The organism is Verrucomicrobium spinosum DSM 4136 = JCM 18804 (genome assembly GCF_000172155.1).
GTDB lineage: Bacteria > Verrucomicrobiota > Verrucomicrobiia > Verrucomicrobiales > Verrucomicrobiaceae > Verrucomicrobium > Verrucomicrobium spinosum.
Genome location: NZ_ABIZ01000001.1, coordinates 7,099,924 through 7,126,663, shown reverse-complemented (window position 1 = coordinate 7,126,663; position 26,740 = coordinate 7,099,924). Strand labels below are relative to the sequence as shown.

The 26,740-nt window shown below is 62.0% G+C and carries 16 protein-coding genes; 7 read left to right on the top strand and 9 right to left on the bottom strand.

Translation table 11 applies throughout. The annotated features are described in order from the left end of the window. Positions 1-170: 170 nt before the first annotated feature. The 3 genes from VSP_RS28860 to VSP_RS28850 all read right to left on the bottom strand — a co-directional run bounded on the left by VSP_RS28860 (position 171) and on the right by VSP_RS28850 (position 4,933). Complete coding sequence (locus VSP_RS28860) at positions 171-830, bottom strand: GTP-binding protein (protein ID WP_009965103.1); 660 nt, start codon at positions 828-830, stop codon at positions 171-173. A gap of 34 nt (positions 831-864) precedes the next feature. Continuing rightward, on the bottom strand, positions 865-3,882 hold the full coding sequence (locus VSP_RS28855; RefSeq protein ID WP_029190847.1) for a hypothetical protein: 3,018 nt from the start codon (positions 3,880-3,882) through the stop codon (positions 865-867). Between the two features lie 151 nt (positions 3,883-4,033). Continuing rightward, positions 4,034-4,933, bottom strand: a complete 900-nt coding sequence (locus VSP_RS28850) for a prenyltransferase/squalene oxidase repeat-containing protein (protein ID WP_157211119.1) — start codon at positions 4,931-4,933, stop codon at positions 4,034-4,036. 114 nt (positions 4,934-5,047) lie between these two features. Between VSP_RS28850 and VSP_RS28845 the strand changes: the two genes are divergently transcribed. From VSP_RS28845 to VSP_RS40175, 3 genes are all read left to right on the top strand, one after another. After that, positions 5,048-6,640 carry a sulfatase family protein gene (locus VSP_RS28845; RefSeq protein ID WP_009965101.1) on the top strand — a complete coding sequence of 531 codons (1,593 nt, stop codon included), beginning with the start codon at positions 5,048-5,050 and terminating at the stop codon, positions 6,638-6,640. Positions 6,641-7,075: 435 nt separating this feature from the next. After that, complete coding sequence (locus tag VSP_RS28840; RefSeq protein ID WP_009965099.1) at positions 7,076-7,756, top strand: helix-turn-helix domain-containing protein; 681 nt, start codon at positions 7,076-7,078, stop codon at positions 7,754-7,756. 104 nt (positions 7,757-7,860) lie between these two features. Beyond that, the gene (locus tag VSP_RS40175; RefSeq protein ID WP_009965098.1) at positions 7,861-11,913 is read left to right on the top strand and encodes a DUF6797 domain-containing protein; all 4,053 of its coding nucleotides are present in this window, start codon (positions 7,861-7,863) and stop codon (positions 11,911-11,913) included. 421 nt (positions 11,914-12,334) lie between these two features. Here VSP_RS40175 and VSP_RS37860 read toward each other — a convergent pair whose 3' ends face one another. After that, positions 12,335-13,612: a spinster family MFS transporter gene (locus VSP_RS37860; RefSeq protein ID WP_009965097.1), complete on the bottom strand. Its 1,278-nt coding sequence runs from the start codon at positions 13,610-13,612 to the stop codon at positions 12,335-12,337. Between the two features lie 161 nt (positions 13,613-13,773). On the opposite strand from VSP_RS37860, the gene VSP_RS28825 reads away from it, so the two are divergent. Continuing rightward, positions 13,774-14,799, top strand: a complete 1,026-nt coding sequence (locus VSP_RS28825) for a Gfo/Idh/MocA family protein (RefSeq protein WP_009965096.1) — start codon at positions 13,774-13,776, stop codon at positions 14,797-14,799. A 93-nt stretch (positions 14,800-14,892) separates the two neighbouring features. Next, the gene (locus tag VSP_RS28820; protein ID WP_009965095.1) at positions 14,893-16,278 is read left to right on the top strand and encodes an APC family permease; all 1,386 of its coding nucleotides are present in this window, start codon (positions 14,893-14,895) and stop codon (positions 16,276-16,278) included. A gap of 137 nt (positions 16,279-16,415) precedes the next feature. On the opposite strand, the gene VSP_RS28815 is transcribed toward VSP_RS28820, so the two are convergent. The 4 genes from VSP_RS28815 to VSP_RS28800 form a co-directional block, all read right to left on the bottom strand. Beyond that, complete coding sequence (locus VSP_RS28815; RefSeq protein ID WP_009965094.1) at positions 16,416-16,988, bottom strand: GNAT family N-acetyltransferase; 573 nt, start codon at positions 16,986-16,988, stop codon at positions 16,416-16,418. A gap of 18 nt (positions 16,989-17,006) precedes the next feature. Then, positions 17,007-20,444: a PVC-type heme-binding CxxCH protein gene (locus VSP_RS28810; RefSeq protein WP_044133701.1), complete on the bottom strand. Its 3,438-nt coding sequence runs from the start codon at positions 20,442-20,444 to the stop codon at positions 17,007-17,009. Between the two features lie 101 nt (positions 20,445-20,545). Beyond that, a complete protein-coding gene (locus VSP_RS28805) occupies positions 20,546-21,481 on the bottom strand; it encodes an SGNH/GDSL hydrolase family protein (protein ID WP_029190844.1) in 936 nt (311 codons plus the stop codon). 32 nt (positions 21,482-21,513) lie between these two features. After that, positions 21,514-22,299: a glycosyltransferase family 2 protein gene (locus VSP_RS28800; RefSeq protein WP_009965093.1), complete on the bottom strand. Its 786-nt coding sequence runs from the start codon at positions 22,297-22,299 to the stop codon at positions 21,514-21,516. Between the two features lie 109 nt (positions 22,300-22,408). Between VSP_RS28800 and VSP_RS28795 the strand changes: the two genes are divergently transcribed. Next, complete coding sequence (locus VSP_RS28795) at positions 22,409-23,467, top strand: NAD-dependent epimerase/dehydratase family protein (RefSeq protein ID WP_029190843.1); 1,059 nt, start codon at positions 22,409-22,411, stop codon at positions 23,465-23,467. Between the two features lie 242 nt (positions 23,468-23,709). On the opposite strand, the gene VSP_RS28790 is transcribed toward VSP_RS28795, so the two are convergent. Then, positions 23,710-24,783, bottom strand: a complete 1,074-nt coding sequence (locus VSP_RS28790; RefSeq protein WP_009965089.1) for an NAD-dependent epimerase/dehydratase family protein — start codon at positions 24,781-24,783, stop codon at positions 23,710-23,712. A 213-nt stretch (positions 24,784-24,996) separates the two neighbouring features. Between VSP_RS28790 and VSP_RS28785 the strand changes: the two genes are divergently transcribed. Then, positions 24,997-26,733: a hypothetical protein gene (locus VSP_RS28785; RefSeq protein WP_157211118.1), complete on the top strand. Its 1,737-nt coding sequence runs from the start codon at positions 24,997-24,999 to the stop codon at positions 26,731-26,733. Positions 26,734-26,740 lie beyond the last annotated feature (7 nt).

Sequence of the window (26,740 nt, the reverse complement as noted above, 5' to 3'; positions counted from 1 at the left end):
AACCTGGCGCTTTGCCCATTCTAAAGGCATTGCGGAAGGGTTGGCAGCATGGATTAGATTTCATCATGCACACTCAGTCTCCCAGATGTCTCACTGCAGCGGGTGAAATCTGATCAAACTCACGGGAGGGATGGGCGTTATTTGCCCGATGACTGCCTGCCCTCGTGGTGTCAGACGCCTGCCATCGCAGCGGCGCTGGAGGATCGGCCGGCCATGGACTGGGGCACCTGGCCCTGCTGCATCTTGGCCATGAAGCGGCCAAGCACTTCGTGGGAGATGGCGTTGAGCGTGGTCAGGACGTTATGTCCTCGTGCCGCGCTGGCCTCGAAGCTCTGGCAACGGAGCGTGCTCTGGTTGATGAGGTACTCCAGGTATTCCACCGGCGCTGCGTTGGGAAGGTCGCGCTTGTTGTACTGGATGACCAGGGGCAGTTCGTCGAGGGACTGCCCGTTGAGCCGCAGGTTGTTCCGGAAGTTGTCCCAGGCCTGGACGTTCTCCCGCATGCGGTCCATCTGGGAGTCTGCCACAAACACCAGCCCGTCCGCCTGCTGGAGCACCAGCTGGTAGGTGGCATTGTACACGGCTTGTCCCGGCACCGTGTAGAGCTGGAACTTGGCGGTGTAGCCATTCAGAATGGGGGCCTCCACAGCGAGGAAGTCAAAGAACAGGGTGCGGTCCGCCGTGGTGGAAAGACTCACGAGCTCCCCGCGTGATTTCGGGTCCAGGCACGCGTGGATGTGTTGCAAGTTGGTGGTCTTGCCGCCGATGGGGGTGCCGCAATAGACGATCTTGAAGTTGACCGTCCTGCGGTCGGCGTGAATCACAGCCATGGGAAGGGATGGATGAAGACGGGTTGAAGGAAATTCAGGAGGCGGCACCCACGACAGACTTGAGCTCGCGGGCGATGAGGGTGATGCGCTCGCGCAGGGTCGGCTCGTTCTTGCCCGGGTCGTGCAGCACGCCCAGCACGAGTTCACCCTGCAGGGAGAAGGAGGCCATGAGCTGGTCGCTTTTCATGCTCAGGGTCTCTGTATCCATGATGCCGGTCAGTTGGATCAAGGGCTGCAGGTGTCCGTAGATCTGGGTGGCCTGGCGGATGAAGTTTTCCGCCTCGCTAGTGCCGTTGCTGGCATACCCCATGATCGTGCCTTCCTGCAGGCAGACGGCGGCTGACACACCGGGGAGCGCGCCGGTAAGACGGATGACGTCCTCCAGTTCCAGATCATCCTCGGTGCTCAGCAGCACGCGCAGCAGGAGCTGTTTGTTGCGGTCCCGGCTGGCGCGGAGTTGGGCGGGCGGAGTCGCGGTAAACTCTGCCTTGACTCCGGGTCCGAAGGAGATGGCCTCGGAGCGGATGGAACGGCTGCTGGCCGGGGGATCCACGGGCAGCCCCAGCAGGGTACTCGTGGACTGGAAGAGAGGGGACGCAGGTTCAGGAGTGAAAACGGGCTCCGCCTTGGGCTGCTGATGGTAGGGTGGCGGGATGGCGGGCGGATCCTCCGTCGCAATGGGATTCCCAAAAAACATTGCCTGAGACGCGGCAGCGGGAGTCTCAGGCCCCGGCAGGGCGGGGGCGGCTTCAAACGGCCAGGGCACGCCAGAGGGGAGTTTGGAAGTGGTTTCCTTGTCCTCGGGCCTGAGCGGATTGAAGAGGGAGGGCAGGGCAGCCTGACTTTCAGGTGAATTGGCAGCCGAAGCGGGCTTAAAGGCGGCCATCGCTGCCAGTGCCTCGCTGCCCAGCATGTCTGCGGACTTGGTGACGGGCGGTGCGGGAGCCCCGGCCGGAACCGGTTGCGGCGTCAGCTGGGCAAGCGGCAGGCCTGCGGGCGTGGCGGTCGAGGGCAGGGCGTGGAAGACGTCGTTGATGGGCAGTTCCACCACAATGTCTGGCCGGGAGGGGGAGATGATGCTGCGGAACTCGGGTTCGAGACCACGCATGATCTCCGCCAGCTTCACGATAACTCTTCCACTGGCAAGCTGGTCCACCAACGTTGTGACTGGGAAGCCCACGGTGATCCAGGAGGGAATTTGCTCGGGCTTCACGCCGATTTCCTGCTCCGAGCATCGGGACAACACTGTCGCCAGACTGAAGACGGCCTTCTCCTTGGCGGGAGCAGGCGGAGGAGCCGAGGCAGGAGTCCCCTCAGCTAGGGGGCCAGGAACCCCTGAGAAAACGGGAGGGGGTGTCGGAGGAGCCGGTACGGTGGGCTGGGGAGTTGCGGAGACTGGAGCGGGAGCGGGGCCAAACAATCCATGGGGTGCTGCCGGCATTGCATTCGCAGAGGGGTCCGGCAGCGAGCCCAGAGCCTTGATGCGATCAAAGGGGTTGGCGCTGGCTGGTGCTGGGGGGGCTTCAGGGAACGCACTCGGGCCAGGGCTGAAGGCGTTGCCGAAGGGGCCAGACGGCACCTCTGGCACGGAAGGTGGTGCCGGGGCGGGAGCAAATGCCTGCCAGGAGGCTGCCCCGTGGGGCGGAGCTGATTCCGCTGCCTTCGGCTGGACCGATGGCGCAGGCACTGGTTCCGGAGGTGCCGAAGGCAGACCGAAAGAGGCAAAAGGATTCACGGCCTGACCTGGAGCGGGTGTCAGAGTCGGAGGAACCCCGGCGCTGCCGCTCGTGGTTGAGGGTGGTTGGAAGAAGGGATTGGGTGCAGCAGTGGGAAACTGGGGCTGGGACAGCGGTTGGGGGGCGCTGGTCGGTGGCGGAAGGAAGGCGTCTTGAGAAGCTGGCGGATTCTCCGGGAGGAAATTGCCAAATGGGCTCGCAGGCGCCGGAGTCGGCTGACCAGCAAAGGCTGGTGAAGTCGGAGCGGAATGGCTGAAGGTGAACAGCGGGGAAACGGGTGGCGAGATGGCCGGGGGGGCAGCTGTCGGCGTAGCGTGTTCTGATTGATCCGCCGGGGTGCCGAAAAACGCCGGCACGGGAGGCATGGGCTCCGGGTTCGAGGTGCCAAAAGGAGAAGCGGCGGGTGCCGGCTGTCCGAAGGGTGCAAAGGGCTGGCCGGCCCCTCCCGGCATCGGAGGGAAGGGAGCGGTGGAGCTGGAACTGGTGACTGCCGGAGAGGGAGCGAACGGGTTCCCGGTCAGGGCGTTCGGCAGAGGCGTGCCGCTCCGCTCGTCTGCGGCCGACGCGGGGGCTTCGGCAGGTGCCGGGGCACCAAACTGACTAAAGGCACTGACAGGCGTCTGCACCGTGGACGGCGGCATCGGCTGCGCGGGGACGTTCACGCCTTCGGCATGGAACGGAGACGGATGAAACAAGGTGGTTCCTCCGGAGGTGCCACCAGCAGGAGGTTCGGCCGCTTCCTGAAAGGGGTTGCCCCCCATGAAGAGGGGCTGACCGGCATGGGGTGCCGGGGCAGGGGCCTGCGGGGGCAGTTGCTTGTGCATCAGCGCCGCCAGACCGCCCAGTTTATGAGGAGGCAGGGCCACGAACCTGGCATCTTGCGGGGCAATCGGCGTGCGGAACAGTGCCGGACACACCCGATAAATCTCGAACAACGGCAGCGCCGCCTGGCCGCTGCGCAGAGCCCGCTCCAGCAGCTCATTGGGAATCTGCAGGGGCTGTCCCGGAGGCACGCCACCGGGCTTCGCCACATCCGGCGGCAGGGAAGGCAGGATGTCTTCCACCGTCAGGCCAGTACTCGGCACGGAGATGGCGGGCGAAAAGGGGCTGGATCCGTGGTAACTGGCCCCGTTGCCGTTCGCTGGCGTGGACGCGCCCAGAAAGACGTCCTTGGTGGAGTAGGTGCCAGTCTGGTTCCCCTTCTGAAAGGGGTAGCCTCCCTGATGCGACTGTGGGGAGGATGTCATCGCGGAGCTTCCTGCCGAACCGTTGTCCGGTTTGTCTTTGCCGAAGAAGCTGCGGAAGGAGAACGCCATGACGCTGGGAGTGACCGCACACAGCGTGTGCGGGTGAAAGAACGCGAACTGACTGGGAGCGAGGTTGAGGTGAACGACTATGAAGCCAAGTGCGACTTCTAATGTACCTTAAATTTCGCGCGAAAGGAAGGCAAGATAAAAGTCCGATCGTCTAGCTGCTCAGATGACCCAACGCAAGGAGGCCATAGGAAGTGTATTCCACATCCAGATCATCGTCTGCCCAGTGACCGTGAAATCCACCTTCCGCATTCCACAGACTGTCCACAAAATCCAGGCTGGGTTCACGAAGGACTTGCCAGTTGGTTTGCAGGCTCTCCAATGCGTGGAGCGCTGTGGCCGTGCTCAGCAGATCCGGCAGGGGGGCTCCAGGCACCGCCAGAAAGCCGCCCCCGGCGTGGGCCTGCTTCATGAGCCACTCCCCGGTGAGAGGGCTTGGCTTGTGGCCCAGATGGCTGCACAGGATGACGCCGGCTGCGGTTGTAGGCGTGGTGCCTTGGGGCATGTCCCGTTCGTTGGCAAAGGAGCCATCGGGAAGCTGCAGCGTCAGCAGGGATTGCAGCAGGCCATGTTCCTCCGGCATGGGCAGGGCGAGATCCGAGTACGCACCCCATGCCAGGAGATCGCCATAGGCGGAGCCATCACTCTTGCCGGGTGAGCCATGGTACCCGCCGTCAGGAGTGCGGTAGGCTTCAATGCGGGCGGCCAGGCCTGTCTTCACTTCTTCTGTGAGCACGTCACGTCCCAGATTGGCTGCGCAGCGGGCCAGGGAGCACAGGTGCACAAAGTCGAGGCCCGCACCATCGCCGAACGACTGCACATAGGCGCGCGTCGCCTCCAGAGAGGCTTCCTTGCGCAGTGCCAGGAGCGACTCCAGGCCAAACACGGTGTAATACAAATCCGGGCGTCCTGCCCGGTCGGCAAAGCCTCCTTCGGGAGTGAGGTGCCGTTGCAGAAACCCTGCCACAAGCTCTGCCGAGTCCCCCAGTACCTTGGGCGCAAGGCGGGCCACTTGGAGCATTTCGAGGCGGAAGCTGCGGGTGCTGGTGATCACGCGATTCCAGTAACCCACAGGCGGATAAGCCGTCAATCCCCGGCGAATGGATCAAGGCCAGAAAGAAGCCAGATCTCTGGTCGTTCTCCCACCCGGCTCTTCACTCCCTTTTTCATGAGACTGCGTGCCCTCTTCCTGCTCCCCCTGCTGGCTGCCTTTGACTGTATGGGCACCCATGCTGCCACCCGGCCCAATGTGGTCTTCATTCTCTGTGATGATCTCGGCTATGGCGATGTGAAGTGCTTCAACCCCGAGGGCAAGATCGCGACACTGCAGATGGACGCCATCGCTGCGCGAGGCATGAAGTTCACCGATGCTCACACCAGTTCATCCGTCTGCACGCCGACTCGCTATGGGGTGATGACGGGACGCTACAACTGGCGGTCACGATTGCAAAACGGAGTGCTGGGTGGGCTGAGCCCCCGGTTGATCGAGCCCGGGCGCCTGACGGTCGCGTCGTTCCTCAAGTCCGAGGGCTATGCCACGGCATGCATAGGCAAATGGCACCTCGGGATGGACTGGGTGAAGCTCCCGGGCAAGGAAGTGACTGAGCTGGGCATCGAAAAGCCGGATCAGGTGCGGAATGTGGACTATGACCAGCCTATCACCAATGGACCCAACAGTGTGGGCTTTGACTACTACTACGGCATCAGTGCCTCGCTCGACATGGTGCCGTATTGTTTCATCGAGAACGACCGCGTCACCCAGTCGCCTTCCGCCATGATCAAGCTGCCCATGAACAAGGGCGGCAAGGAAAGCTGGACGCGCGAGGGCCCGGGCTCGCCGGGCTTTGATGGTGCCGGAGTGCTGCCTGAACTGACCAGCAGGGCCGTGCAGTATGTGCACACGCAGGCGGAGGCAAAGCAGCCGTTTTTCCTCTACCTCCCGCTGGCTTCACCTCACACCCCGATCATGCCTTCCAAGGAATGGCAGGGCCGCAGCGGGCTTAATCCCTATGCGGACTTCGTCATGGAGACGGATGATGCCATCGGCCAGGTGGCGGCGGCGCTGAAAGAGAAGGGGATCGAGGAAAACACCCTGCTCATCGTCACCAGTGACAATGGCTGCTCCCCCAGCGCGGACTACCCCACCCTCACCGCGAAGGGGCACAACCCCAGTGCAGCATGGCGTGGCACGAAGGCGGACATCTATGAAGGCGGTCATCGTGTGCCCTTCCTCGTGCAGTGGCCGGCGGTGGTGAGGCCCGGCACGAGCTACGCCCATCCAGTATGTCTGGTGGATCTCACCGCCACCTGTGCGGATGCCCTGGGGGTCAAGTTGCCAGCGGATGCCGCGGAGGACAGCGTGAGCCTGCTGCCTGCGATGATGGGGCAGGATTCCCCGGTGCGCGAGGCGGTGGTGCACCACTCCATCACGGGTGCGTTCTCCATCCGGCAGGGTTCGTGGAAACTGGAGCTCTGCCCCGGCTCCGGTGGGTGGAGCGACCCGCGCCCGGCCCAAGAGGATGCGGGGGCGGCCCGGGTGCAGTTGTATGACCTGTCGGTCGATCCTGCTGAGACAAAGAATGTCCAGGCGGAACAGCCCGAGGTGGTGGAGCGGCTCACGAAATTGCTGGAGAAATATGTGGCAGACGGGCGTAGTACGGCGGGTGCAGCGCAGCCCAACACCGTGGAGCCGGATGTTTTGAAAGGGACGAAGGCAGTGCCTGCGGCGAGGAAGAAGCCGCAAAAGAATGCCGGGGCATGATGCTGGGAGGTGCCTCGGGGCCTTTCAGGCCCATGGCGCGGTAATACATTCCCGAGTTTCCTCAGATGGTCCGTAGCGGGGTTGGCGTACCGACTTGAGTCGGCGTATTGTCGAGCGAAAAAGGGTGTCATGGGCACATTGGTTATTGACCCGCCTAAAGGCGGAACTCCAACCACGGCGCGGAGGTCCTTTCAACGTTGAGCATGCAACCCGCTGCTCATGATTCACTTCAACAGGGATGAAGCCTTCTCAAGTTTTTCCGAGAAGGTGTGCACCGGGGTTGGAGTTCCGCCTTTAGGCGGGTAAGGAGCATTTCTTGAAGAAATCCCGCTCTTGCTTTCCACGCACGGCTAATAGGTCCCGCCATGCCATCACCTCCCAACAACCCCCTCTCCCATCTCCCGGCCACCGGGGTGCTGGGTCTGCTGGAGATGCTTGGGCCCACCACGCCAGGCCTGGATCAAGGACCGGCAGGGGCGGTACCAGTGGGTGAATCGTGCCTTCCTGCTGAACTACTCCCTGGAGCAGTTGGATGAGGTGGTGGGGAAGACCGATGCCGACCTCTCCCCGGCGCATCTTGCCGACCAGTTTCGCACCGATGATGAATGGGTGCTGGCCGGGGGACGGATCGTCAACCGGGTGGAACTGGTGGGGCGTTTTGATCACACCGCCACCTGGTCCATCACCAACAAAGTGCTGGTGCGGGATTCGCGGGGGCGGCTGTTCGGCACGGCGGGGACAACTCGAGCCGTGGGGGAGGCTGAAGCCGTCCTGGCTGTAGAAGACGCCCGCTTGTCTGCCGTGGTGTCGGTCATCCGGGCGCATGTTGCGCAACCGCTGGAGACGGCCGCCCTGGCGCGCATGGCGGGGCTCTCCGTCCGGGCCTTCGAGCGCCGCTTTCGCCAGCTTTTTCATGTGGCACCGCAGCAGTATGTCCGCAGACTGCGGGTCCGGCTGGCCTGCCATGCCCTCGTCTTTGGGCATCGCACCCTGGCAGAGGTGGCAGACGACCACGGGTTCTGCGACCAGAGCCATTTCACCCGGGAATTTCGCAAGGAAACGGGCATGACGCCGCGAGAGTACCAGCAGCGCTACGCCACGGCGGCAAGAGTGTGACGCCGCTTTTGTACCAAGAGAGGACGCTGCCCTTCTATCATTTGGGCAAAGAGCAGCCCATCTTGGGAACGTTCTGTCCCACGTCTTTCGCTTCCCCTCCTGCCATGAGATGGTTTGTCCTCCCCGCCCTGCTCTGCCTTGCCGCCTCGCCAGTGTACGCTGCCCCGCCTGCGGCTCCGGCCTCCACTGTGAAGCCGGCACGAGATCGCAACGCAGTCTTTGCGTCGTCCAACTTGGCGGCGTGGTGCATCGTGCCGTTCGACGCCAAAAAGCGCGGCCCTGAGGAACGTGCCGCCATGCTGGAGAAGCTGGGCATCACGCGCCTCGTCTATGACTACCGGGCGGAGCACGTGCCCACCTTTGAGGCGGAGATCGAAGCGCTGGCCCGGCATCACGTCCGGCTCACGGGCTGGTGGTTCCCCACCTCGCTTACGCCAGAGGCGAAGCACATCCTCGATCTGATCAAGCGTCATGGTTTGAAGGAGTGCGATCTCTGGATCACCGGGGGTGGCCCGGCCCCTGCCACGCCGGCAGAGGAGGAGACGCGACTGACGCAGGAGGTGGAGCGCATCAAGCCGCTGGCTGCTGCCGCCGCCGATGCGGGCGTGAAGGTGGGCCTGTACAATCACGGAGGTTGGTTCGGCGAACCCGAGACGCAGCTCAAGATCATCGAGAAGCTCCAGCAGCAGAGCGTGTCCAATGTGGGCATGGTGTACAACCTGCATCACGGCCACAGCCAGGTGGACCGGCTGGCGCAAGTGCTTCGCCGGATGATTCCGCATCTGCTCTGCCTGAATCTCAACGGTATGGTGCCCGATGGCGAGGCCAAGGGGCAGAAGATCGTCCCCATTGCGCAGGGGGAGCTGGATCTGCAACTTTTGCGCGTGATCCGTGACAGCGGCTATCAGGGGCCCATCGGCATCCTCAACCACACCAACGAGGATGCTGAAGCCCGCCTGCAGGACAATCTCGACGGCTTGCGCTGGCTGGTGAAACAACTCGACGGGGGCGAAGCAGGGCCACGCCCGGTGCCCCGCTCATGGAAGGCTCCTGCACCGGCTGGTGGGAAGGGGGACGCCCCCTCTGCGGCGGTGCAAAGCCAGGGGCCACAGCTGGTTCCCTCCCGTAGCGAGGTTCTAGGGAAGGCGCTCAAGGGCGGACTGGTGCTGGCGGGGAAAGATGATTTCCATGAACTCCCCATCACGGTGGAGTGTCTCGCCCGGCTGGACAGTGCCAGGGGGTTCAACATCCTCGTGGCGTGCGAGCCAAAAACTTCTCCGCTGCATTGGGAGCTGTACTCCTACGCGGGCAGCGGCGTGTTCAGCCTCTACATGCCCGGCAGGGGTGGCGAGTACAAATCACAGACCAACATCTGCGATGGCCAGTGGCACCGCTTGAGCGCGGTCATCGAATCTGACCGGGTACGGCTGAAGGTGGACAACAAGCAGGTGCTGGACGTCCCGGTGACGCCGACCGCGCCCAAGTCGCATCCTACCCAGGGCATTGCCTTTGGCCGTCTGGTGGAGAGGGGGCTCTCCTGTGACGGGATCATTGATGAGGTGCGCATTGCCCGCGGCAACTCCAATCCCGTGGGCCGCGGTGAGCCGTTGCTGCCCACGGATGCGACCATCGGGCTCTGGAATTTTGATAACATCGAGGTCCTGAAGAAGGAGGCATCGAGTTCATCCCTCGAACCTGAGCCGTTTTCTTACGTCCGGGATCCGCTGAATCCTGGCCAATGGCCCAACCGGCAGGAGCCCGTCAACCGGGACCGGATTTACGACTACTACCCCAAGCAGGCGGTGGCGTTCAAAGGACGCCAGGCGGAGGGGCTGTTGCTTCCTCCTTATCCGGGGCTGGATGGTGGCACGCAGGGGCATTGGGGAAACCAGAGCGATGACACCTGGCGGGACGGCCGCTGGAGGGGATCCGATATGGGAAACCTCTTCAGCGGCGTATTGAAGGGGGACGGCCTCGTGGTGCCCAAAGGGGTCAGTGTGCGCTTGGGGGGCGAGGGCGAACTTGCAGCCTGCTTCGACCCGGTGACGGTCTCGTTTCCCCTGGTGTGGAAGGGTGGTTTCATCAAACTCTCGGAAGTGCGGCATGGCTTCATGGAGGCGGCCAAACCCGGCGGAGCGACGTTGCAAAAGTCGGCCCTGCCACCCCTACCTGCCTCGCTCAAGTACCACGGCTTCTACCGGCACGGGAACCGCGTATTGTTCGCTTATCAACTCGACGGCGTGGAGATGCTGGACGCGATGGGGATCGACAATGGCACCCCTGTGCGCCTGCGGGCCAGGGCGGAGGCGCATCCCTGGAAAGACCTGCGCAACGGCGGCCCGGCCCGGTGGACGCAGGTGCTGGAGACAAAGGGGACGCTGGGAGAAGGCAGACCCTATGCGCTCGACACGCTGACCCTGCCCTATGACAACCCGTATGGCGCTCTCTTCTTTGTGAGCGATCACGACTTTCTGTCTGATGACACGCTGGCCCTTTGTACCATGACAGGGGAGGTCTGGTTGGTTCGAGGAGTGAATGCATCCCTGGCCAGGCTCACCTGGAAGCGGTTCGCCACCGGTCTGCATCAGCCCCAGGGGCTGGTGGTGGCAGACGGGAAGATCTGCGTGCTGGGGCGAGATCAGATCACCCGGCTCCATGACGTGAACGGCGATGACGAGGCGGACTTCTACGAGTGCGTGACGAATGCGATGATCACCTCCCCCTCCGGGCACGACTACCTCTGTGGCCTGCAATGGGATGGAGAGGGGCGGTTCTACTTTTCCTCTGGCAATCAAGGGGTGTGTCGCGTCAAGCCGGGAGGGGAGGTGGAAGTATTGGCCACGGGCTTTCGCAATCCCAATGGCCTGGGTCTTTCAGCAGAAGGACGCACCACCACCTCCTGCCAGGAGGGCGACTGGACGCCAGCTTCGATGGTGTGCGAGGTGAAGGAAGGCGGGTTTTATGGTCTGGGCGGGCCGCGTCCGGGCAAGACCGTTGAACCCCCGCTGCTCTACCTCCCGCGCGGGGTGGACAATTCATCCGGCGGCCAGTGCTACGTGGAAAGTGATGCATGGGGCGTGCCGCGCGGCACCTTGCTCACTTTCTCCTGCGGGGCCTGCACGGGGCTGGTGGTGTTGAGAGATGTGGCATCGGGGCAGGCTCAGGGGGCGGCCTGGGAGTTGCCGGCGGATTTCCTCTCCGGCGCGCAACGCGGCCGTTTTCACGGGCAGGACGGGCAGCTCTATGTGAGTGGCATGTATGGTTGGGGCTGCTATGGGCCCAAGGACGGCTGCCTGCAGCGGGTGCGTTTCACGGGCGGGACGCAGCCTCTGCCGGTGGGCTGGGAGGTGCGGCGGAACGGGGTGATGATTACCTTTAACCATCCGGTGGATGCCGCGGTTACGCGGGATGCCCGCCAACACTTTGTCCAGGTCTGGAACTACCTCACCTCGAGCGCCTATGGTTCACAGGAGTGGTCGGTGAAACACCCAAAAACCGCCGGGCACGATGCGCTGGAGGTGACCTCGGTGCAGGTGCTGGAGGGCGGACGCAGGCTCTTCCTGGAGGTGCCGGAACTGATGCCGGCAAGTCAGATCCATCTGCATGTCATGACGGGTCCGGACAAATTTGCCGACCTCTACGGCACAGTGCATCAGCTTGGTCAGCCGTTCACAGATTTCCCCGGGGCCAAACCCCTGGTGGCGAAGGCGCTAAGCGTGCCCGCAGGAAATCTCGCCGTGACGACGGAACCCACCCGAGTGAATCCCTGGGCGAAAGGCGAAGGCGGTCGTTCCGTCAAACTGGAGGCCGCTCTGGGGCTGCAGTTCGCGCAAAAGCAACTGGTGGCCAAAAGCGGCGAGCGGCTCTCGCTGGAGTTCAGCAATCCGGACGCCGTTCCGCACAATGTGTTGTTCATCAAACCCGGGGCCTTGCAGCGCGTGGGTGATCTGGCGAACAAGATGATCACCGATCCCGCCGGGCTGGCCCGGCACTATGTGCCGGAGTCGCCGGAGGTCCTGGTGTACACAGACATGGTGCAGCCCAGCCACAAGTTCACCATCCATTTTAATGCCCCGCAGGAGAAGGGGGAGTACCCGTACTTGTGCACCTTCCCGGGGCATTGGTTGGTGATGAACGGGGTGTTGAAGGTGGAGTAGGAGTCAGTGTGTCAGTGTGTCAGTGTGTCAGTGTGTCAGTGTTGCGGGAGTTATCTCAGGAACCCTGAGGGTTCGCCATGCGTAGCCATGGGTCGGCCGAGCGTAGCGAGGACTACCCATGGTGTGTTGTAAGGCGAATTCTACCGCGGAGCGGTAGGCCATGGCGGACAACAGTCTGCATGGGTGAGATCGCGGGATGACGCGTCGGGTGGCGCAGGACGATGGGCCTACCGCTCCGCAGTAGAGGGAGGGGGCGACTTCCATGGGTTGCACTCGCTACGCTCGTTTCACCCATGGCTATTCATGGTGAACCCTTCGGGTTCGATGAGGAACATGCGTTGATCGCGGGTGGTAACGTTGCCGGTTGCTTCTGATTCTTCGCCGAACTGCCTGCGCGCTGCTTTTAGGCCCGGATTCGATCTCACACCGGCTGCTTCTCCGCATCCCGCGCTGCGGCGCGCTCCACATCCTGCGGCAGCCACCGCATGCCGATGAACCAGAGCACGGCCGCCACCAGCATGGTGCCGGACACGAGCATGAAGCCCAGGTTCATGTTGGAGCGATCGGCCACCGCTCCGATCAGCGTCGGCGATATGGCGTCTCCCAGCGCGTGAATCGTGAGGATGTTCAGGGCAAAGGCACTGGAACGCACCGAGGCTGGCACCACGTTGGCCAGGGCGGTGTTGGCCGGACCGATGTTGAAGAACAGGAAAAACACCGCGCCGAATGCAAACACCCAAGCCAGAGGGAAGGGGGCAAACAGCATGGCCAGCGTGCAGGGAAAGGCCAGGGCCATGCCTGCCCCGGAGACGAGGAAATAAGAGGCGGCAAAGCGGCTGCGCAAGCGGTCCGCCAGCCAGCCCCCGAAGAGCGTGGCCCCCAGGCCGGACACGGCGGTGATGGCACCCACCAGGGTAGAGACCTGCCCCAGCGTGCCATATTGCCGGTACTCGGTGATGTAGGCAGGCAGCCAGAAAGAAAGGCCCCCGATGGCAAAGGTCATGGCCGTCTGCGCGGCCACGTTGATGACATAGGAGGGGATGCGAAGCAGGTGCTTGTAGTCGGCAAACCCCGGGGCGTGGTGAGCCTGTCCTGCGGCGGCGGCCTGGCTGCGCCGTGTATCCTTCAAGAAGAAGCAGACCATGGCGAGGAGGATGCCCGGTACCCCTGCCAGCCAGAAACCCCAGCGCCAGTCCAGGTAACTGTTGGCCAGCCCGCCCAGAGCATAACCTAGAGCGCTCCCCACGGGGATGGCCATGAAGAACCAGGACATGACGATGCCGCGCCGATGGACGGGATACATTTCTGCGATCAGGGCAGGGGCCGCAGGCCCATAGGCTGCCTCACCCACCCCGATCATGGCCCGCGTGAGCAGGAGCATGGTGAATCCTGTCGCGATCCCGGACCCGATACTCGCGGCGCTCCACAGCAAGAGGCCCAGCCCGATCAACAGCCAGCGGGAGGTGCGATCGGCCAGCCATCCGAAGAGCGGGGCCATCAGCATGTAGGAGATCATGAATGCCGTCTGCCAGAGCCCCGACTTGGTCTTGGCCATGGCGTCACCCGCCAGAAATTCTGCGCGCAACTCCGGCTCCACTGCCACCAGGACGTAGCGGTCGATGTAGCTGAAGAGATTGATGACGATGAGCAGAGCCAGAATCTTGCCGGGGGTCCACCAGCTCTGGTTTGAGAGGGTCATGGGCGCTCTTTACCACCAACTTCCATCCCTGCACAGAGAAAGCGCTGAGGCGCACGGTGAGGTGATTGTCACAATCCTACCAAAACTGGGCATTGGACACTCAGAGTTCGAGGGGGTGGTTTTGCAAGACGCGGCCACGGCTGCTGCGTTGGTTTCTGGGTATGCAAAGACGTCTGTTTTTCCTGTTCGCCGCCGCCACATCTGCCGTCTGTCTGCCCGCCATCGGACGGGCAGATGAGCCCAAGTCACTGCGGGTGGGCATCATTGGTCTGGACACTTCCCACGCCACGTCCTTCACCCAGGCCTTGAACAAGGGGGCCAAGAACCCTGAAGATGCCGCAAAACTGGCGGGTGCCAAAATGGTGGCGGCCTACCCCAAGGGCAGCCCGGACATCGAGAGCAGCACCAAACGCGTGCCTGAGTACACGGAGAAAGTGAAAAGTCTGGGTGGCGAGATCGTGGGTTCCATTGAGGAGTTGCTGGGCAAAACTGATGCAATTCTGCTCGAAACCAATGATGGTCGTCCTCATTTGGAACAGATCCGCCCGGTGCTGAAAGCCAAACAGCCGGTGTTTGTGGACAAGCCCATGGCTGCCTCGCTGGCGGATGTGTTGCGTATTTTTGATGAAGCAAAGAAGGCCGGTGTGCCCATTTTCTCCTCTTCTTCCCTGCGATTTGGCAAAGGGACGCTCGCTGTGCGTGGTGGGTCCATCGGCAAGGTGCTGGAAGCAGAGACCCACAGCCCAGTGAGCCTGGAGCCCACCCATCCCGACCTCTTCTGGTATGGTATCCACGGTGTGGAATCCCTCTTCACCGTCATGGGCACAGGGTGTGTCTCAGTGAAGCGCGGCACTACGACGGATGGTCGGATTGAAGTCACCGGCACCTGGGAAGGTGGGCGCAAGGGCGCATTCCGCCAAAGCACGGACAAATCCAAGGCCTATGGCGGCACTGCCAAAGGTGAGAAGGGCGAAGCTGTAGTGGGAACCTACGATGGCTACGACCCGCTCCTGGTGGCTGCTATTGAAATGTTCCGTACCGGGAAGCCTCCGGTGAGCATGGAAGAGACGGTCGAGATCTATGCCTTCATGGAGGCTGCGGACGAGAGCAAGCGCCGCGGCGGTGCAGAGGTCACCTTGAAGGAAGTGCTGGACAAAACCAAAGCGGAAGTCGCGGCCAAACCCTGACCATCGCGCTGGTTCTTCGGGGGGCGTATGCCGAAAATGGTGGCATTTGATCGTGGACGTTGGCCGTTCGTTTGCTCAGAATGAACGGCCCCCATGAACCAGCCTGACTCCCACACTCCTCCCCAACAGCCAGCGCTTCAGAAGACGCTGGGTCCGTGGCAGATTTTGTTTTATGGTCTGGGGTCAATGCTCGGAGCGGGCATCTACGCGCTGGTGGGGCGGGCGGCCGACAGTCTTGGCAATGCTATCTGGCTTGCCTTTCTGGCGGCGATGGTAGCTGCGCTGTTGACCGGGCTCTCTTATGCCTGTGCCGGCAGCCGCTATCCCAAGGCCGGTGGGGCGGCGTATGTCACCCATCGTTCTTTCAAGTACTCCTGGCTGAGCTACGTGGTGGGCATTGCGGTGATGATGAGCGGGCTCACCAGCATGGCCACCGGCTCACAAGCTATCGCAGAGAATCTGGAGAAAGCGCTGGGCATGGCGCTGCCGATCAAGTTCGTTGCCATAGGACTGGTGGCGTTGGTGGGCGGGATCATTTATCGCGGCATTCGTGAGAGCATGTGGGCCAACATCGTGTGCACGGTGGTTGAGACGGCTGGGTTGTTGTTCATCATTGTGGTGGGCATGCGCTTCTGGGGTGGGGTGAATTATCTGGAGACACCGGGTGATACCATCGAGGGCGGTTTGGGGTCGGGCATCACGCTTGCTCTCGTGTTGCAAGGGGCGGTGCTGATGTTTTTCTCCTTCATTGGCTTTGAGGACATCCTCAATGTGTCGGAGGAGGTGAAGAATCCCCGGCGTGACATTCCCTTTGGTCTCATTGGCGCGATGATCCTGGCCACCTTGATCTACATGGCCGTGGCCATCACGGCAGTATCCGTGGTGCCGTGGAAGGAGCTGGCCGCCAGCAAGACCCCGCTGATGGAAGTGGCCCACCGGGCGGCACCCTGGTTCAGGGGCATCGACAAGATTTATGTGGGCATCTCCATCTTTGCGATCGGCAACACCGCGCTGCTCAACTACATCATGGGCTCACGTTTGCTCTATGGGATGAGCCGCCAGGGATTGCTGCCCCAGGTGCTCGGCAGGGTGCATCCCCGCCGTCATTCGCCACACGTTGCGATCGCGGTGTTGTTTGTGATCGTGACCGGTTTGATTCTGAGCGGGGGCGTGAAAGCGCTCGCTGAGTCCACCGTGCTCTTGCTGCTCACAGTCTTCACGGTCGTGAATATTGGGCTTGTGATCCTGAAACGGCGGAAAGACGAGCCCAAAGGAGGGTTCGAGGTCCCGGTGATCGTGCCGATTCTGGGGGCCCTGGTCTGCGCGTCGCTCGTTGTCGTGCGGGTGATGAGTGCCATCCAGAGCGCCGATCCCGCCAATCGCACGGCTCCATTGATTGCGGCCGCCGTGTTGGTGGTGGCCCTGGCGCTTTATTTCATCATCAAGCCCAAGCATGACATGGGCGAGGTGGAGATGTGACGAAGATTCGTCGTCTTCTGGCTGACGCGATCAAGGTAAGAATGACCGGGACGCTTCTTCTACATTCACCGCGTGCGAGCCTTTCAGACCGCCACAACTCCTTCGGATGAATTCAACCCAGCAATAGCCGTCGCGCCCTATTCCTCTCCTCCCTCCGCTGCGCCGGCCATGGACTCTTCAAAATCCACCCGGAACTCCACCGGCAACGACTTCAACAGGGTCAGCAGCTCCGGTTTCTGACTGGCGGGGAGCCACATTCCCATGTCGAGGAAATACGAGGCACCAGCATAGCGGCTCACGGGTTTGTTGAGGCGCTCGAAGCCGAACTTGTTGAAGAAGGGTTCGTTGAGCACGCTGGTCTCCATGCCGACGAAGGCCGGGTCATGGTCCTGGGGCACCAGGGCCAGGCGGGTGAGGTTGAGCAGGGTGCCGAGCCCCTTGCGGTGGTGGTCGCGCCGCACCAGACCGCAGTTGATCTGGTTGGAGTTCTTGCTGCCATCAATCTCCAGACCGCCGCAGGCCAGGATCCGGCCCGCCTGCTCGATCACCAGCATGTAGGATGTGCCCATTTCCAGCCAGTCTGCATACGCTTCGATCAAGTCGGCGGGCAGCAGGTCCTCGTTGGAGCGGTAGATGTCCAGACAGGCGTCCTTGTCATCCGGAGTGTATTCGCGGACGACAAGGCTGGTCGGCAGGTGGGACAGATTCATGAGGTGGGACGGCGCAGTTTACTGGAGGGTGGTGACCACCTTGGCGGCTCCTTCCAGCAACTCCACCCGCAGGGCGCTGACGTCGCCAGCGGACTTGGGAACCAGGACAGTCACGACATGTTTGCCCGCCTTCAAGTTGAGCTTCATCTGCGGAGTGACTTCCTCGAACTTCTGTTCATCCACCACCAGCACCAGGCCAGGCGTGGAGGGCAGGCCGAGTGTCACGGGGCCGTCCGCGTCCAGCTGGAGGTCAAACTGGGCAATGCGCGGGAAGATGGGGTACATCTTCGCAGCAATGGGCAGCTCACCGAGTGGCAGGTCGCCATTGACCTTGCTCAGGGTCATCTGCCAGGGGTAGGCGTACTTGCGGTCGCTCAGGGCCTGGAGGCCCACGTGGCGCACATGGTCGTTATCGGCCTGCTCGATCTTGCCCATGGTGCGCCAGGTGCGGACGTAGCGGTTGGGCTGCGTCTTGTAGTCCCCTTCACGACCCAGTTCGGAGAGGAACTTCACCAGGTCCACAAACTCGTCTTCACGAAGGCTGGCGGTGAGGCCAGGCGGCATCATGGAGACAGGGCTGATGATCTTCTGGGCGATGTCGGCCTTGGCCACCTTGTGGAACTGGTTGGCTGCATCTCGCACCACCACTTCATCCCCGTCCTGCACAATTCCACCCGCGACTACCTGGCCGGCCTTGGTGGTGATCATGGTCATGTGGTAGCCTTCCTTGACCTTTTTGGAGGGTTCGAGGAGAGACTCGATGATGTAGTCCACCGGGGCGCTGGAGCCCAGGCTCACCATGTTGGGGCCAATGAGTCCGCCGCTCTCGCCGATGGCGTGGCAGCTCATGCAGAGCAGTTGCTGGCGGCGGTACACGTCCTCCCCGCGGGCGGCGTTGCCCTGGGCCTGCACCTTGGTGACCAGGGCGTGCATCTCCTCCGGGGTGAGGGGGCGATCCATCTGTTTCACCCCACCCGCCTTGCGGAGGGATTCCTCGATGAGGGACTGCAAACCACGCGAGCTGGCCATGCGGATGCCCTCCACCGCGACGAAGTCGGGCACCTGCTTGTCCTTCAGCTCACTGGCGAGCAGCACCGGGAGTTGCTTGTTCTTCAAGAACGCCTCCAGCACGGGGCGGGCTTCATCCACGGTCTTGGCGTTGCCGAGGAACTGCACGGCGAGTTTCGCCGCGAGGGGCGGGGAAAGCTCAGAGAGGCCGGAGAGCGCGGAGGCACGGGTGCTCACTGCTTTTTCGCCGGAAGCCAGCGCCTGAAGGTAGTTCTTCGTGGGTTCACCGCCGAGGGACACCAGGCCTTTGATGGCACTGTCGCGAAGGCTGGCGGGCGTATTGTCGCCGCTGGCAATTTCCTCGAGCCGGCTACGCAGGGTCTCCTGCTTCCAGAGGCCCGCCAGCAAGGCACCACGGGCTGCGAGGTCCGCGTCGTCAGGGGTGCCGCTGATGAGAGCGGTGAGGAGATCCTTCAGGGCGGCAGCAGCATCCGGCGTGGCTTTGCGCTGTCCGGCCTTGATGAAGGCGTCCAGAATGCCCACGCGGCGTGTCTTTGTGGACTCGCTTTTGAAGATGGGGAAGAGCTGGCTGAGCTCAGCAGGGCTGGCCACGTCACCCACCATGGCGAGCACCGCTGCGGCGTCTTCTTCGGCGAGCTTGCCGCTGCCGAGGGCCTTGATGAGCGGCGGCAGCGCTTCCGGGCGGCCGGTCGCCTTCAAGGCGTACACCAGGTGCTTGGGATTGGCGTCGAGCTTGATGCCGCCATTGACGAACACGGGCAGCCAGATGTCTGCCTGTTCACGTGCTGTGAGTTCGAGGAGGAAATCGATGCTTTCATCCACCGGCTTGTCCAGCGCCCGGAGCGCCACTTCCATGGCCTGGGGCTTGAACATGTCCCGGGCGATGGCCACGGCCCAGAGACGGACCTGGGCGTTGTCATCGGCGATGGCGGTGGCCAGGAGGGCGTCCGCATCCGGGAACTCCGTGAGGCGATGGCGCAGGATGCCAAGGGCACCCGCGCGGATGCGATGGTCCGGGGAGCCGAGGAGCTGCCGAACGAGGGCAGGGGAGCAGGCGTTGAGCGTTTCCCGGGCCCAGGCAGCTTCCAGGAGGTTGTTCCAGTAGTTGGGATCTTCCTTCTTGAGAGCCAGCGCCCATTCATCGATGGAGGCGAGGGCCAGTTGAGGCTCTCGGGTGCGGAGTTCACGCTTGGCGAAAAGACGGTTCCAGCGGCGGGGGCTCTTCAGTTCCTCCAGGAGGGCGGGGATCTCAGCCTTGGAGAAGTCCGGGCTGCTGCTCAGTTTGCGATCTTTGGCGGTGAGTTTCCAGATTCGGCCGTTCACACGGTCACGACGGGGGTCGCGAAAATCCACCTCACCGTGCTGGATGATGGGGTTGAACCAGTCGGCGATGTAAAGAGCGCCGTCTGGACCGGTGCGCACGTCGATGGGCCGGAAGCCGCGATGGGTGCTGGCCAGCACATCAGGCAGTTGCTTGCTGATGTAGCTGCTGCCGCTCTCCGTGAGGTGGAAGCGGTTGACGCGGTTGCCGCGGAAATCGCAGGTCACCAGGGTGCCCTGCCAGTCATCCGGGAAGTGTGCGTCCTCGATGATCTCCAGGCCGCACTGTTTGGGCTGGCCGGGGTTCAGGCCCTTGACGATGCGTTTGGCACCCGGGCTGGTGGCGAACACTGCGCCGGGGAAGATGTAGTTGATGCCCTCGCTGCCAGCACCGTCCGTGGCAAAGCTCTGGCCCCAGCGGTCGAACTCATAGCCCCAGGGGTTGATCAGCCCCTTGGCGATGATTTCCAGCTTCCGGGTCTCCGGGCGGAACTCCCAGACGCCGCCGCCCATGAGCCGGCGCAGGCCCCATGGGGTCTCAATGTGGCTGTGGATGTAGATGCTCTGGTTGAAGTGCATCTGACCGTCTGGACCATGACGGAAGGTGTGGACGAGGTGGTGGGTGTCCTCAGTGCCGAAGCCGCTGAGCACCACCTGGCGTTCGTCGGCCTTCAGATCCCCGTTGGTGTCCTTGAGAAAGAGGATTTCTGTGGAGTTGGCGACGTAGCATCCACCATCTGCCGGGATCACGGCGGTGGGGATCTGCAGATCGCTCGCGAAGACGGTGCTTTTGTCAGCCTTGCCGTCCTTGTCCGTGTCTTCCAGCACCACGATCTGGTCGATGGGGTCATCGCCGGGCTTGATCTGCGGGTAGGTGACGCTGCTCACCACCCAGAGACGGCCTTGGGCATCCCAGTTCATCTGCACGGGCTTGCGGACCAGGGGTTCACCTGCCCAGAGAGAGATTTCGTAGCCCTCTGGCACCACAAAGGCGGCTTTCTCTGCCTCCACCGAGGGGTCAGGAAGGTCAGCCATGGATTTGGGCTGCGAGGCATAAGTCAACTGGGCCAGGGAGGCGGCCAGCAGGAGCGATGCGGAATACTTCATAGTCGGATCAAAAAACGGTCAGTACAGGGTAAGGGCCCAAATGAGGGCGCAGACGCGGAAGTCAGCCAGCAGGCCCCAGGGAGCGCTGCTGGAGCAGAGGGTTAGGGAAGTCGTTTTGCGGCTTCCAGTGCCGCCACCTTTTGCTCGTGGATCTTGTCGTCCTCCGCCGTCACAAGGGGGTCAAAGCGCTCGATTTCAGCGGCGTTCTGCCCTTGTTCGTGTTTCCGGAATCCGTAGAGGTAGGTCTCGTTGGCCGGGCGCCAGCGGTTGAAGAAAAGCTGGTCCTTCTTGATGATGGTCTGGCGCAGTGGATCCACTGCCGCAGGGGGCAGCTTGGGAGCAGTCAGGCCGAGGCCTTCGACAATTTTTGCGGCCCAGGCACGGTAGCCAGCCTCACCGTAGTGGATGCCGTTGTCAGTCAGGGGGCGTTCAGGGCGTTGTTTGCTGGCCCCTCCCATCAACTCAAAGCTGTCCACGAAGGTCGCGGCTTGTTTGCCAGCGAACTCCTTCAGCGCATTGCGCACCGCTTCCATCTTCTTGTTGGCGGCCGTGAGATCCGGGAGCGGGGCACCCAGGTTCTCCAGCGGGGGCGGGGCGATGATGATGACGCGGACCTTCGGGCTCTTGGCCCGTACCAGGTCCAGCATTTCCCGGTAGCCGGAAATGAACTCTGGCATCTTGATAAGGCCTTCAAACGGGAGGTCTGCCCCGTAGCATGCGATCAGGACCGTAGGCTTGATCTGCTCCACGTGGCGGCTCAGCCGTTCCAGCCCCTCCTTGGGCGGGCCAAAGTAGGACCGGGCATGGCCAAAGACGGTGTCCCCGCTCCAGCCCAGGTTGCGGAAGCTCACGTGCTTGTCCTCGCCAGCGGCAAGGGTCAGGGCAGACTCCAGGAAGCCGTACTTCTGCTCCCGTTCGACGAGGGTGCCTCCGAGGAGAATGACGCGGTCGTGGTCTTGGAACTCAAAAGTGGGGGCGGCCTGCATTGAGGCCAGCCCGGAGAAGAGAGCAATGATTCCGGCGAGGAGACGTTTCATGGTTTGGGCAAAGAGACTAGACCAAACGCCTCTCACCCTGCGATCATTTCTTTCTCTATCGATTGAATCTGGCGGCGGTAGTCTCCGCGGCTGAAGTACTTCTCCAGCCAGACGTACAAAATGATGAAAAGGTAGCGGCTGCCCATCTCCTTCAGCTTCAGCTTGGCCACGCCTGCCCGGCGGTTTTGCCACGAGATTGGCATGGTCGCCCATGTGTATCCCCGCACGATGGCCTTGAGGGGAATTTCCACCGTCAGGTTGAAATGCGGCGCGATGAACGGGCGGCAGCCTTCGATGACCTCCCGACGGTAGGCCTTGAAGGCGTTGGTCGTGTCGTTAAGGCCGATGTTGAAGACCAGCTTGATCCACCAGTTGACCAGGCGGTTGAGCACGAGTTTGTGCGGTGGGTAGTCCTGAACTTCACCACCGCGTACAAACCGGCTGCCAAACACGCACTCGTAGCCTTGGTTGAGCAGATTGTAGTAGCCTACCACGTGGTCGGGGCTGTCGGACTCATCCGCCATCATGATCACCACGGCGTCGCCACGCATGGCGTTTAGTCCGCAAATAATGGCCCGGCCAAAACCATTGGGACCTTCGTTGTTCACGGGTGCCAGGGTGGGGATCTCTGATTTCAATTCCTGAAGCAGGTCCCAAGTCCCATCCGTGCTCCCATCGTTCACTACCAGGATCTCGTGTCCGATGCCGTTAGCCGTCAGTTTTTCATACAGGTGCCGCACCGTGTAGGGAACGCTTCCCACCTCATCCCGTGCGGGGATGACGATGCTCAGCAACTTGATCGGATTTAACGCATTCATGGCGGAATTACTCAGGCGACAACGAGCTCAGAGTGAGACTCTCCCGGCGCGCGCCGAGATTAGAGAAAATCTTTGCGGCATCAACGGAAAACCGTAGCATGGCGGACTCATGAAATTGGCTATTGTCACTGGATCGTGTGGGTTGATCGGCTCGGAGACGTGCAAGCGTCTCCACGCCGAAGGGACGGCTGTCATCGGAATCGACAATGACATGCGCAGCTATTTCTTTGGTGCAGAGGCCTCTACCTCCAAGTCGCGTGACACGTTGGAGGCCCTCCCCCTCTACCGGCATGAGTCTGTGGACATTCGCGACTGGGGGGAGGTGACACGAGTGTTCAAAAAATACGGTTTCGCCACAGGAGCGGTGATCCACACAGCAGCCCAGCCTTCGCATGATTGGGCAGCGCGTGAACCGCTCACCGATTTTGGGGTGAATGCTGTGGGCACCATGCATCTTCTGGAGGCCACGCGCCTGCACTGCCCGGATGCGGTCTTCATCTTCACCAGCACCAACAAAGTGTACGGCGACACCCCGAACCGCCTGCCGCTCGTGGAAACCGAGACACGCTGGGAGATTGCGGAGGATCATCCCTTTCACGCCAAGGGCATCGATGAGAGCATGAGCATCGATGACAGCAAGCACTCCATCTTTGGGGCCAGCAAGGTGGCTGCTGACGTGATGGTGCAGGAGTACGGCCGTTATTTCGGCATGAAGACTGGCGTTTTTCGCGGCGGGTGCCTGACGGGTCCAGCCCATGCCGGGGCGGAATTGCACGGCTTCCTGGCCTATCTCATGAAGTGCACGGTGACAGGCAAGCCTTATTCAATCTTTGGCTACAAGGGCAAGCAGGTGCGGGATAACATCCACAGTCATGATCTCGTGGACGCCTTTTGCCACTTCATCAAAGCGCCACGCAGTGGTGAGGTGTACAACATTGGCGGCTCCCGCCACTCCAACTGCTCCATGTTGGAGGCCATCCACCTTTGCGAGGAGATCAGCGGCAAGAAGCTGGACTGGAGCTACAAAGAGGACAACCGCATCGGCGACCACATCTGGTACGTCAGTGATGTCAGCAAATTCCAGCAGCACTATCCAGATTGGCACTACAAGTACGACTTGCGGCGCACGCTGGAGGAGATCCACGCTGCCTGTGTGGCGTCGCTGTGAGCCCGCTGCGTGGGAGACGGAAGACTTGAAGACAGAAGACGAAAGACCTGAGTTGGGAGGCAGGCAGTAGATCGGGGGTGAATTGGCACGGCGGAAGGTGAGGGGCCGTTGGCCCTTCTGAGCTCTCCGCTCTTCCTCAAATGGAAAGGGTCCTTCAACAGGGTTGGAGTTCCGCGTTTACGCGGTCACGCCTCAATCGGCCCAGGGGTTCTCTCGTCCCTGGGTTCGACGTCCCGCTCACCTCAAGACGCTGATACTGCCATCCAGGATGGCTGGGCATCGGCGAAGGCGGCGACCTCTTCAAACAATTGGTCTCTCGTGATCTCTGGCTGCCAGTCCCAGGCCTGGCGGACCTTCGCATCGTCGAGCAAAAGCCACGCGATGTCGAACGGCCGTTCGCTGCCGTCCTTTGCCACAGGCACCTCCCTGCTGTAGCGGGTGGTGCACCAGGCGCTGAGCTCCGCCAGGGAAAAGGAGCTCTCCACCCCACCCGCGACATTGACGAGGCGCGGTTTGTCCTTGGCGTCGCCCGCCTGCACCTGCTTGAAGAGGAGCCGGGCCAGATCATCCGGGTGCAGGGCATCCCGCACCTGCCAGCCGTGGCCGCCAAACCCGAGATAACGCAGGGAGCGCTCCTCCCTCCACGAGTGGATCCAGAAGGCGACGATCCCCTGGTCCGCCCGACCGAATTGACCTGCCCCGGCCATGACGCCGCAGCGGTTGATGTACACCGGCAGCTTGAAGGTGCAGCCATACTCCAGTGCCAGGTCTTCAGACATCTTCTTGCTCACGCCATAGAGCGACACAGGAGGGGCCGTGCAGAACGTCTCATCCACCCCGCGGGGGGACAGTCCCTGTGCAAGTGTTTGAGCCTCATCCACCACAAAACGATCGCCCTGTTGTTTCAAAGGGATCCGGCAGAGGGGTTCGACCCCATAAACACGGCTCGTACTGAGGAGGATGAATCCAGCGTTGTGACGGCGGCAGTACTCCAGCATGTTCACGGTGCCCATGAGGTTGTGTTCAATCACCTGGCGGCTGCTGGACTTTCCGTCCACGCCAGCCAGCACGCTGGGGTTCGCAGCGGCGTCAATGACCCAGTCCACAGCGGGCAGGGATTCAAAGTCGCTTGCTGACCGAACGTCTCCGTGAAAAAACTTCACTCCAAGGTCCTTCATTGCCCCGCGGTTTTGTTCGCTCCCCGCCCGGCAGAGATTGTCCAGCCCGACCAGGGTCCAGTTCTCAGACAGGGCGCGCAACTGGCGCAGGATCCGGCTGCCAACAAACCCACAGGCTCCAGTGACGAGAATACGCATGACGTTAGGTAGAAGAGTAAAAAGGGAAGGAGACTGAGCCTCTCCGCTTGTCCTCTCTGGCCGTCAACCTGAGCGGAATGGTTTTTTCATGGTTGAACAAGCGCTTCATATGCGATTCTGGAAATTGTGACGCCGGCATCGAATCTCCCCTCCCCTCCTCTTGCCAGGCTTTGGCATCTTCTTCTCTGGCTGCTGGCCTGGTCTCCAGCACTTGTGGTATTGTACTGGTGTGGCTCGTTCGCCTCACGCCTGCCGTATCACGATTCCTGGGCATTCGTCGAGCAATACCAGAACTGGGTGGAGGGCCGTGCGGCGTGGGAGGAGATCTTCCGCCCTCACAACGGGCACCCCTCCACCGTGGGCAAGCTGTTCTATTTCGCAGCGCTGCATGGGCTGAGAGGCGATGTGTCCGTGCTGCCGTTATTGAGCTGGGGGTTCTCGCTCCTCATTTCCCTCTCCGTGCTGCTGCTGGCCCGGCCGCTGTGGAAAGGGGCGGGGGCACGCGGGCCCGTGCTGATGTTGCTGGCGAATCTGAGCATCTTTACAGGTGCCCATGGGCACACGTGGATCTGGGATTTTGTCTTTCAGAACTTCATCCCCGGGGCCTGTCTCATGGCGGGTCTGGTGTTGCTGCGCCCGGCAGAGAACTGGCGGACCTGGAGGTGGGTGGCTGCCTTGGGATTGAGTGTGGTGGCGACCAACTCGTTTGGGTCGGGTTTTCTGGTGGGCCTTCTGTTGCTGCCCATGGTGGGGGTGGCCATGCCAGCAGAAATGCCCCCCCGCCGGAAGGCGGTTGTAGTGGCCATCTGGATGGTCACGATCATGATGGCCACTTGGCTGGCTCATTTTGCTTTGCCTGGTGCCAATGATGAAGTGGCAAAGAACGCCAGTGTGAATGAAGCCATGACGCGGCCAGGCATGGCCATTCAATATGTCCTGGTTTTGTTGGGGCACACCGTGGGGCAGGGTTCGGTGGTGGAGGCGTTTCGGGTCAGCATGTTTGCTGGAGCTCTGCTGCTGGCGATCGTTTTGGCGCTCGCATTCCTGCTGGTGGGCAAGGCTCGCCACCGCGGTGTCTGGCGGGCGGCGCTGCCCTGGCTGATCTGTGTGGCGTGGGCGGGTGGGAATGCGGCCCTGATCTGCTATCTGCGGATGGGGTCGCTGCTCGAGACGGCACTGGCTCCCCGGTACGCCACCTTCATGCTCTTCATGGTGCTTGGCGTGGTGTTTCTGGTGGCAGCGTTTTGTTTCCATCCTGATCTGCGTGGCTTGATCAGGGTGCCGGATGGCGTGTTGGGGTTTGCCGTCGCTGGATTGATGGCGGGGCATTTCTCCGGCTGGTCCGCGGGTTGTCACTCCTTCTTGCTTTTCCACCAGCGGATGGTGTCGGAAGCTGCCGCTACGGATTTTGTCCGGGTGCTCCCCATCAACCCCTTCGTACAGTGGGACTCAAAGAAACATCAACTGGCTGGCTGGGTGGAGTTTCTTCGATCACACGAGCGGCTCAAGGGGGTGAAGTTCGTGGAGGAGGTGGGAGTCAGCCAGTGGCGGCAGGGCAGTCCCATCCCAGACAAATTCGCCAGCTTTAGCTCCCTGAGTTCGCTTGGCGGTGGGCATTGGCTGGCGCGCGGCACTTGCGGCCTGACGAAGGACCGGGTGAATCTGGCCGACCTGATCCTGATCAGCGCCACGGCCCCGGGTGGGGAAGAGCGTTTCATCGCGTTGTCAGCTCCGGTGCTTCCGGAGGATTTTCATCAGCGCATGCTCTTGCGCCGGACGTTTCCTGCCCACTATCTTGCTTGGGAGGCTGTCTTTGAACTCCCGCAGGGCTCGCAAAAAGAGGGGCAGCAAATCAAAGCCTATGCCTATGATGCCAATACGCGCCGAGTGCGTCCCATGGCAGGTGAGCATACCACGCTCAAGGACAATGTTGTCCCTCTGGCACCATAGAAGGAGG

Bases quoted from the DNA above. Each gene is read 5' to 3' on its own strand.
- VSP_RS28820 (WP_009965095.1), top strand. From the start codon at position 14,893: ATGAACCAGCCTGACTCCCACACTCCTCCCCAACAGCCAGCGCTTCAG.
- VSP_RS28860 (WP_009965103.1), bottom strand. From the start codon at position 830: ATGGCTGTGATTCACGCCGACCGCAGGACGGTCAACTTCAAGATCGTC.
- VSP_RS28810 (WP_044133701.1), bottom strand. From the start codon at position 20,444: ATGAAGTATTCCGCATCGCTCCTGCTGGCCGCCTCCCTGGCCCAGTTG.
- VSP_RS28845 (WP_009965101.1), top strand. From the start codon at position 5,048: ATGAGACTGCGTGCCCTCTTCCTGCTCCCCCTGCTGGCTGCCTTTGAC.
- VSP_RS28855 (WP_029190847.1), bottom strand. From the start codon at position 3,882: ATGGCGTTCTCCTTCCGCAGCTTCTTCGGCAAAGACAAACCGGACAAC.
- VSP_RS37860 (WP_009965097.1), bottom strand. From the start codon at position 13,612: ATGACCCTCTCAAACCAGAGCTGGTGGACCCCCGGCAAGATTCTGGCT.
- VSP_RS28800 (WP_009965093.1), bottom strand. From the start codon at position 22,299: ATGAATGCGTTAAATCCGATCAAGTTGCTGAGCATCGTCATCCCCGCA.
- VSP_RS40175 (WP_009965098.1), top strand. From the start codon at position 7,861: ATGAGATGGTTTGTCCTCCCCGCCCTGCTCTGCCTTGCCGCCTCGCCA.
- VSP_RS28815 (WP_009965094.1), bottom strand. From the start codon at position 16,988: ATGAATCTGTCCCACCTGCCGACCAGCCTTGTCGTCCGCGAATACACT.
- VSP_RS28790 (WP_009965089.1), bottom strand. From the start codon at position 24,783: ATGCGTATTCTCGTCACTGGAGCCTGTGGGTTTGTTGGCAGCCGGATC.
- VSP_RS28805 (WP_029190844.1), bottom strand. From the start codon at position 21,481: ATGAAACGTCTCCTCGCCGGAATCATTGCTCTCTTCTCCGGGCTGGCC.
- VSP_RS28795 (WP_029190843.1), top strand. From the start codon at position 22,409: ATGAAATTGGCTATTGTCACTGGATCGTGTGGGTTGATCGGCTCGGAG.
- VSP_RS28825 (WP_009965096.1), top strand. From the start codon at position 13,774: ATGCAAAGACGTCTGTTTTTCCTGTTCGCCGCCGCCACATCTGCCGTC.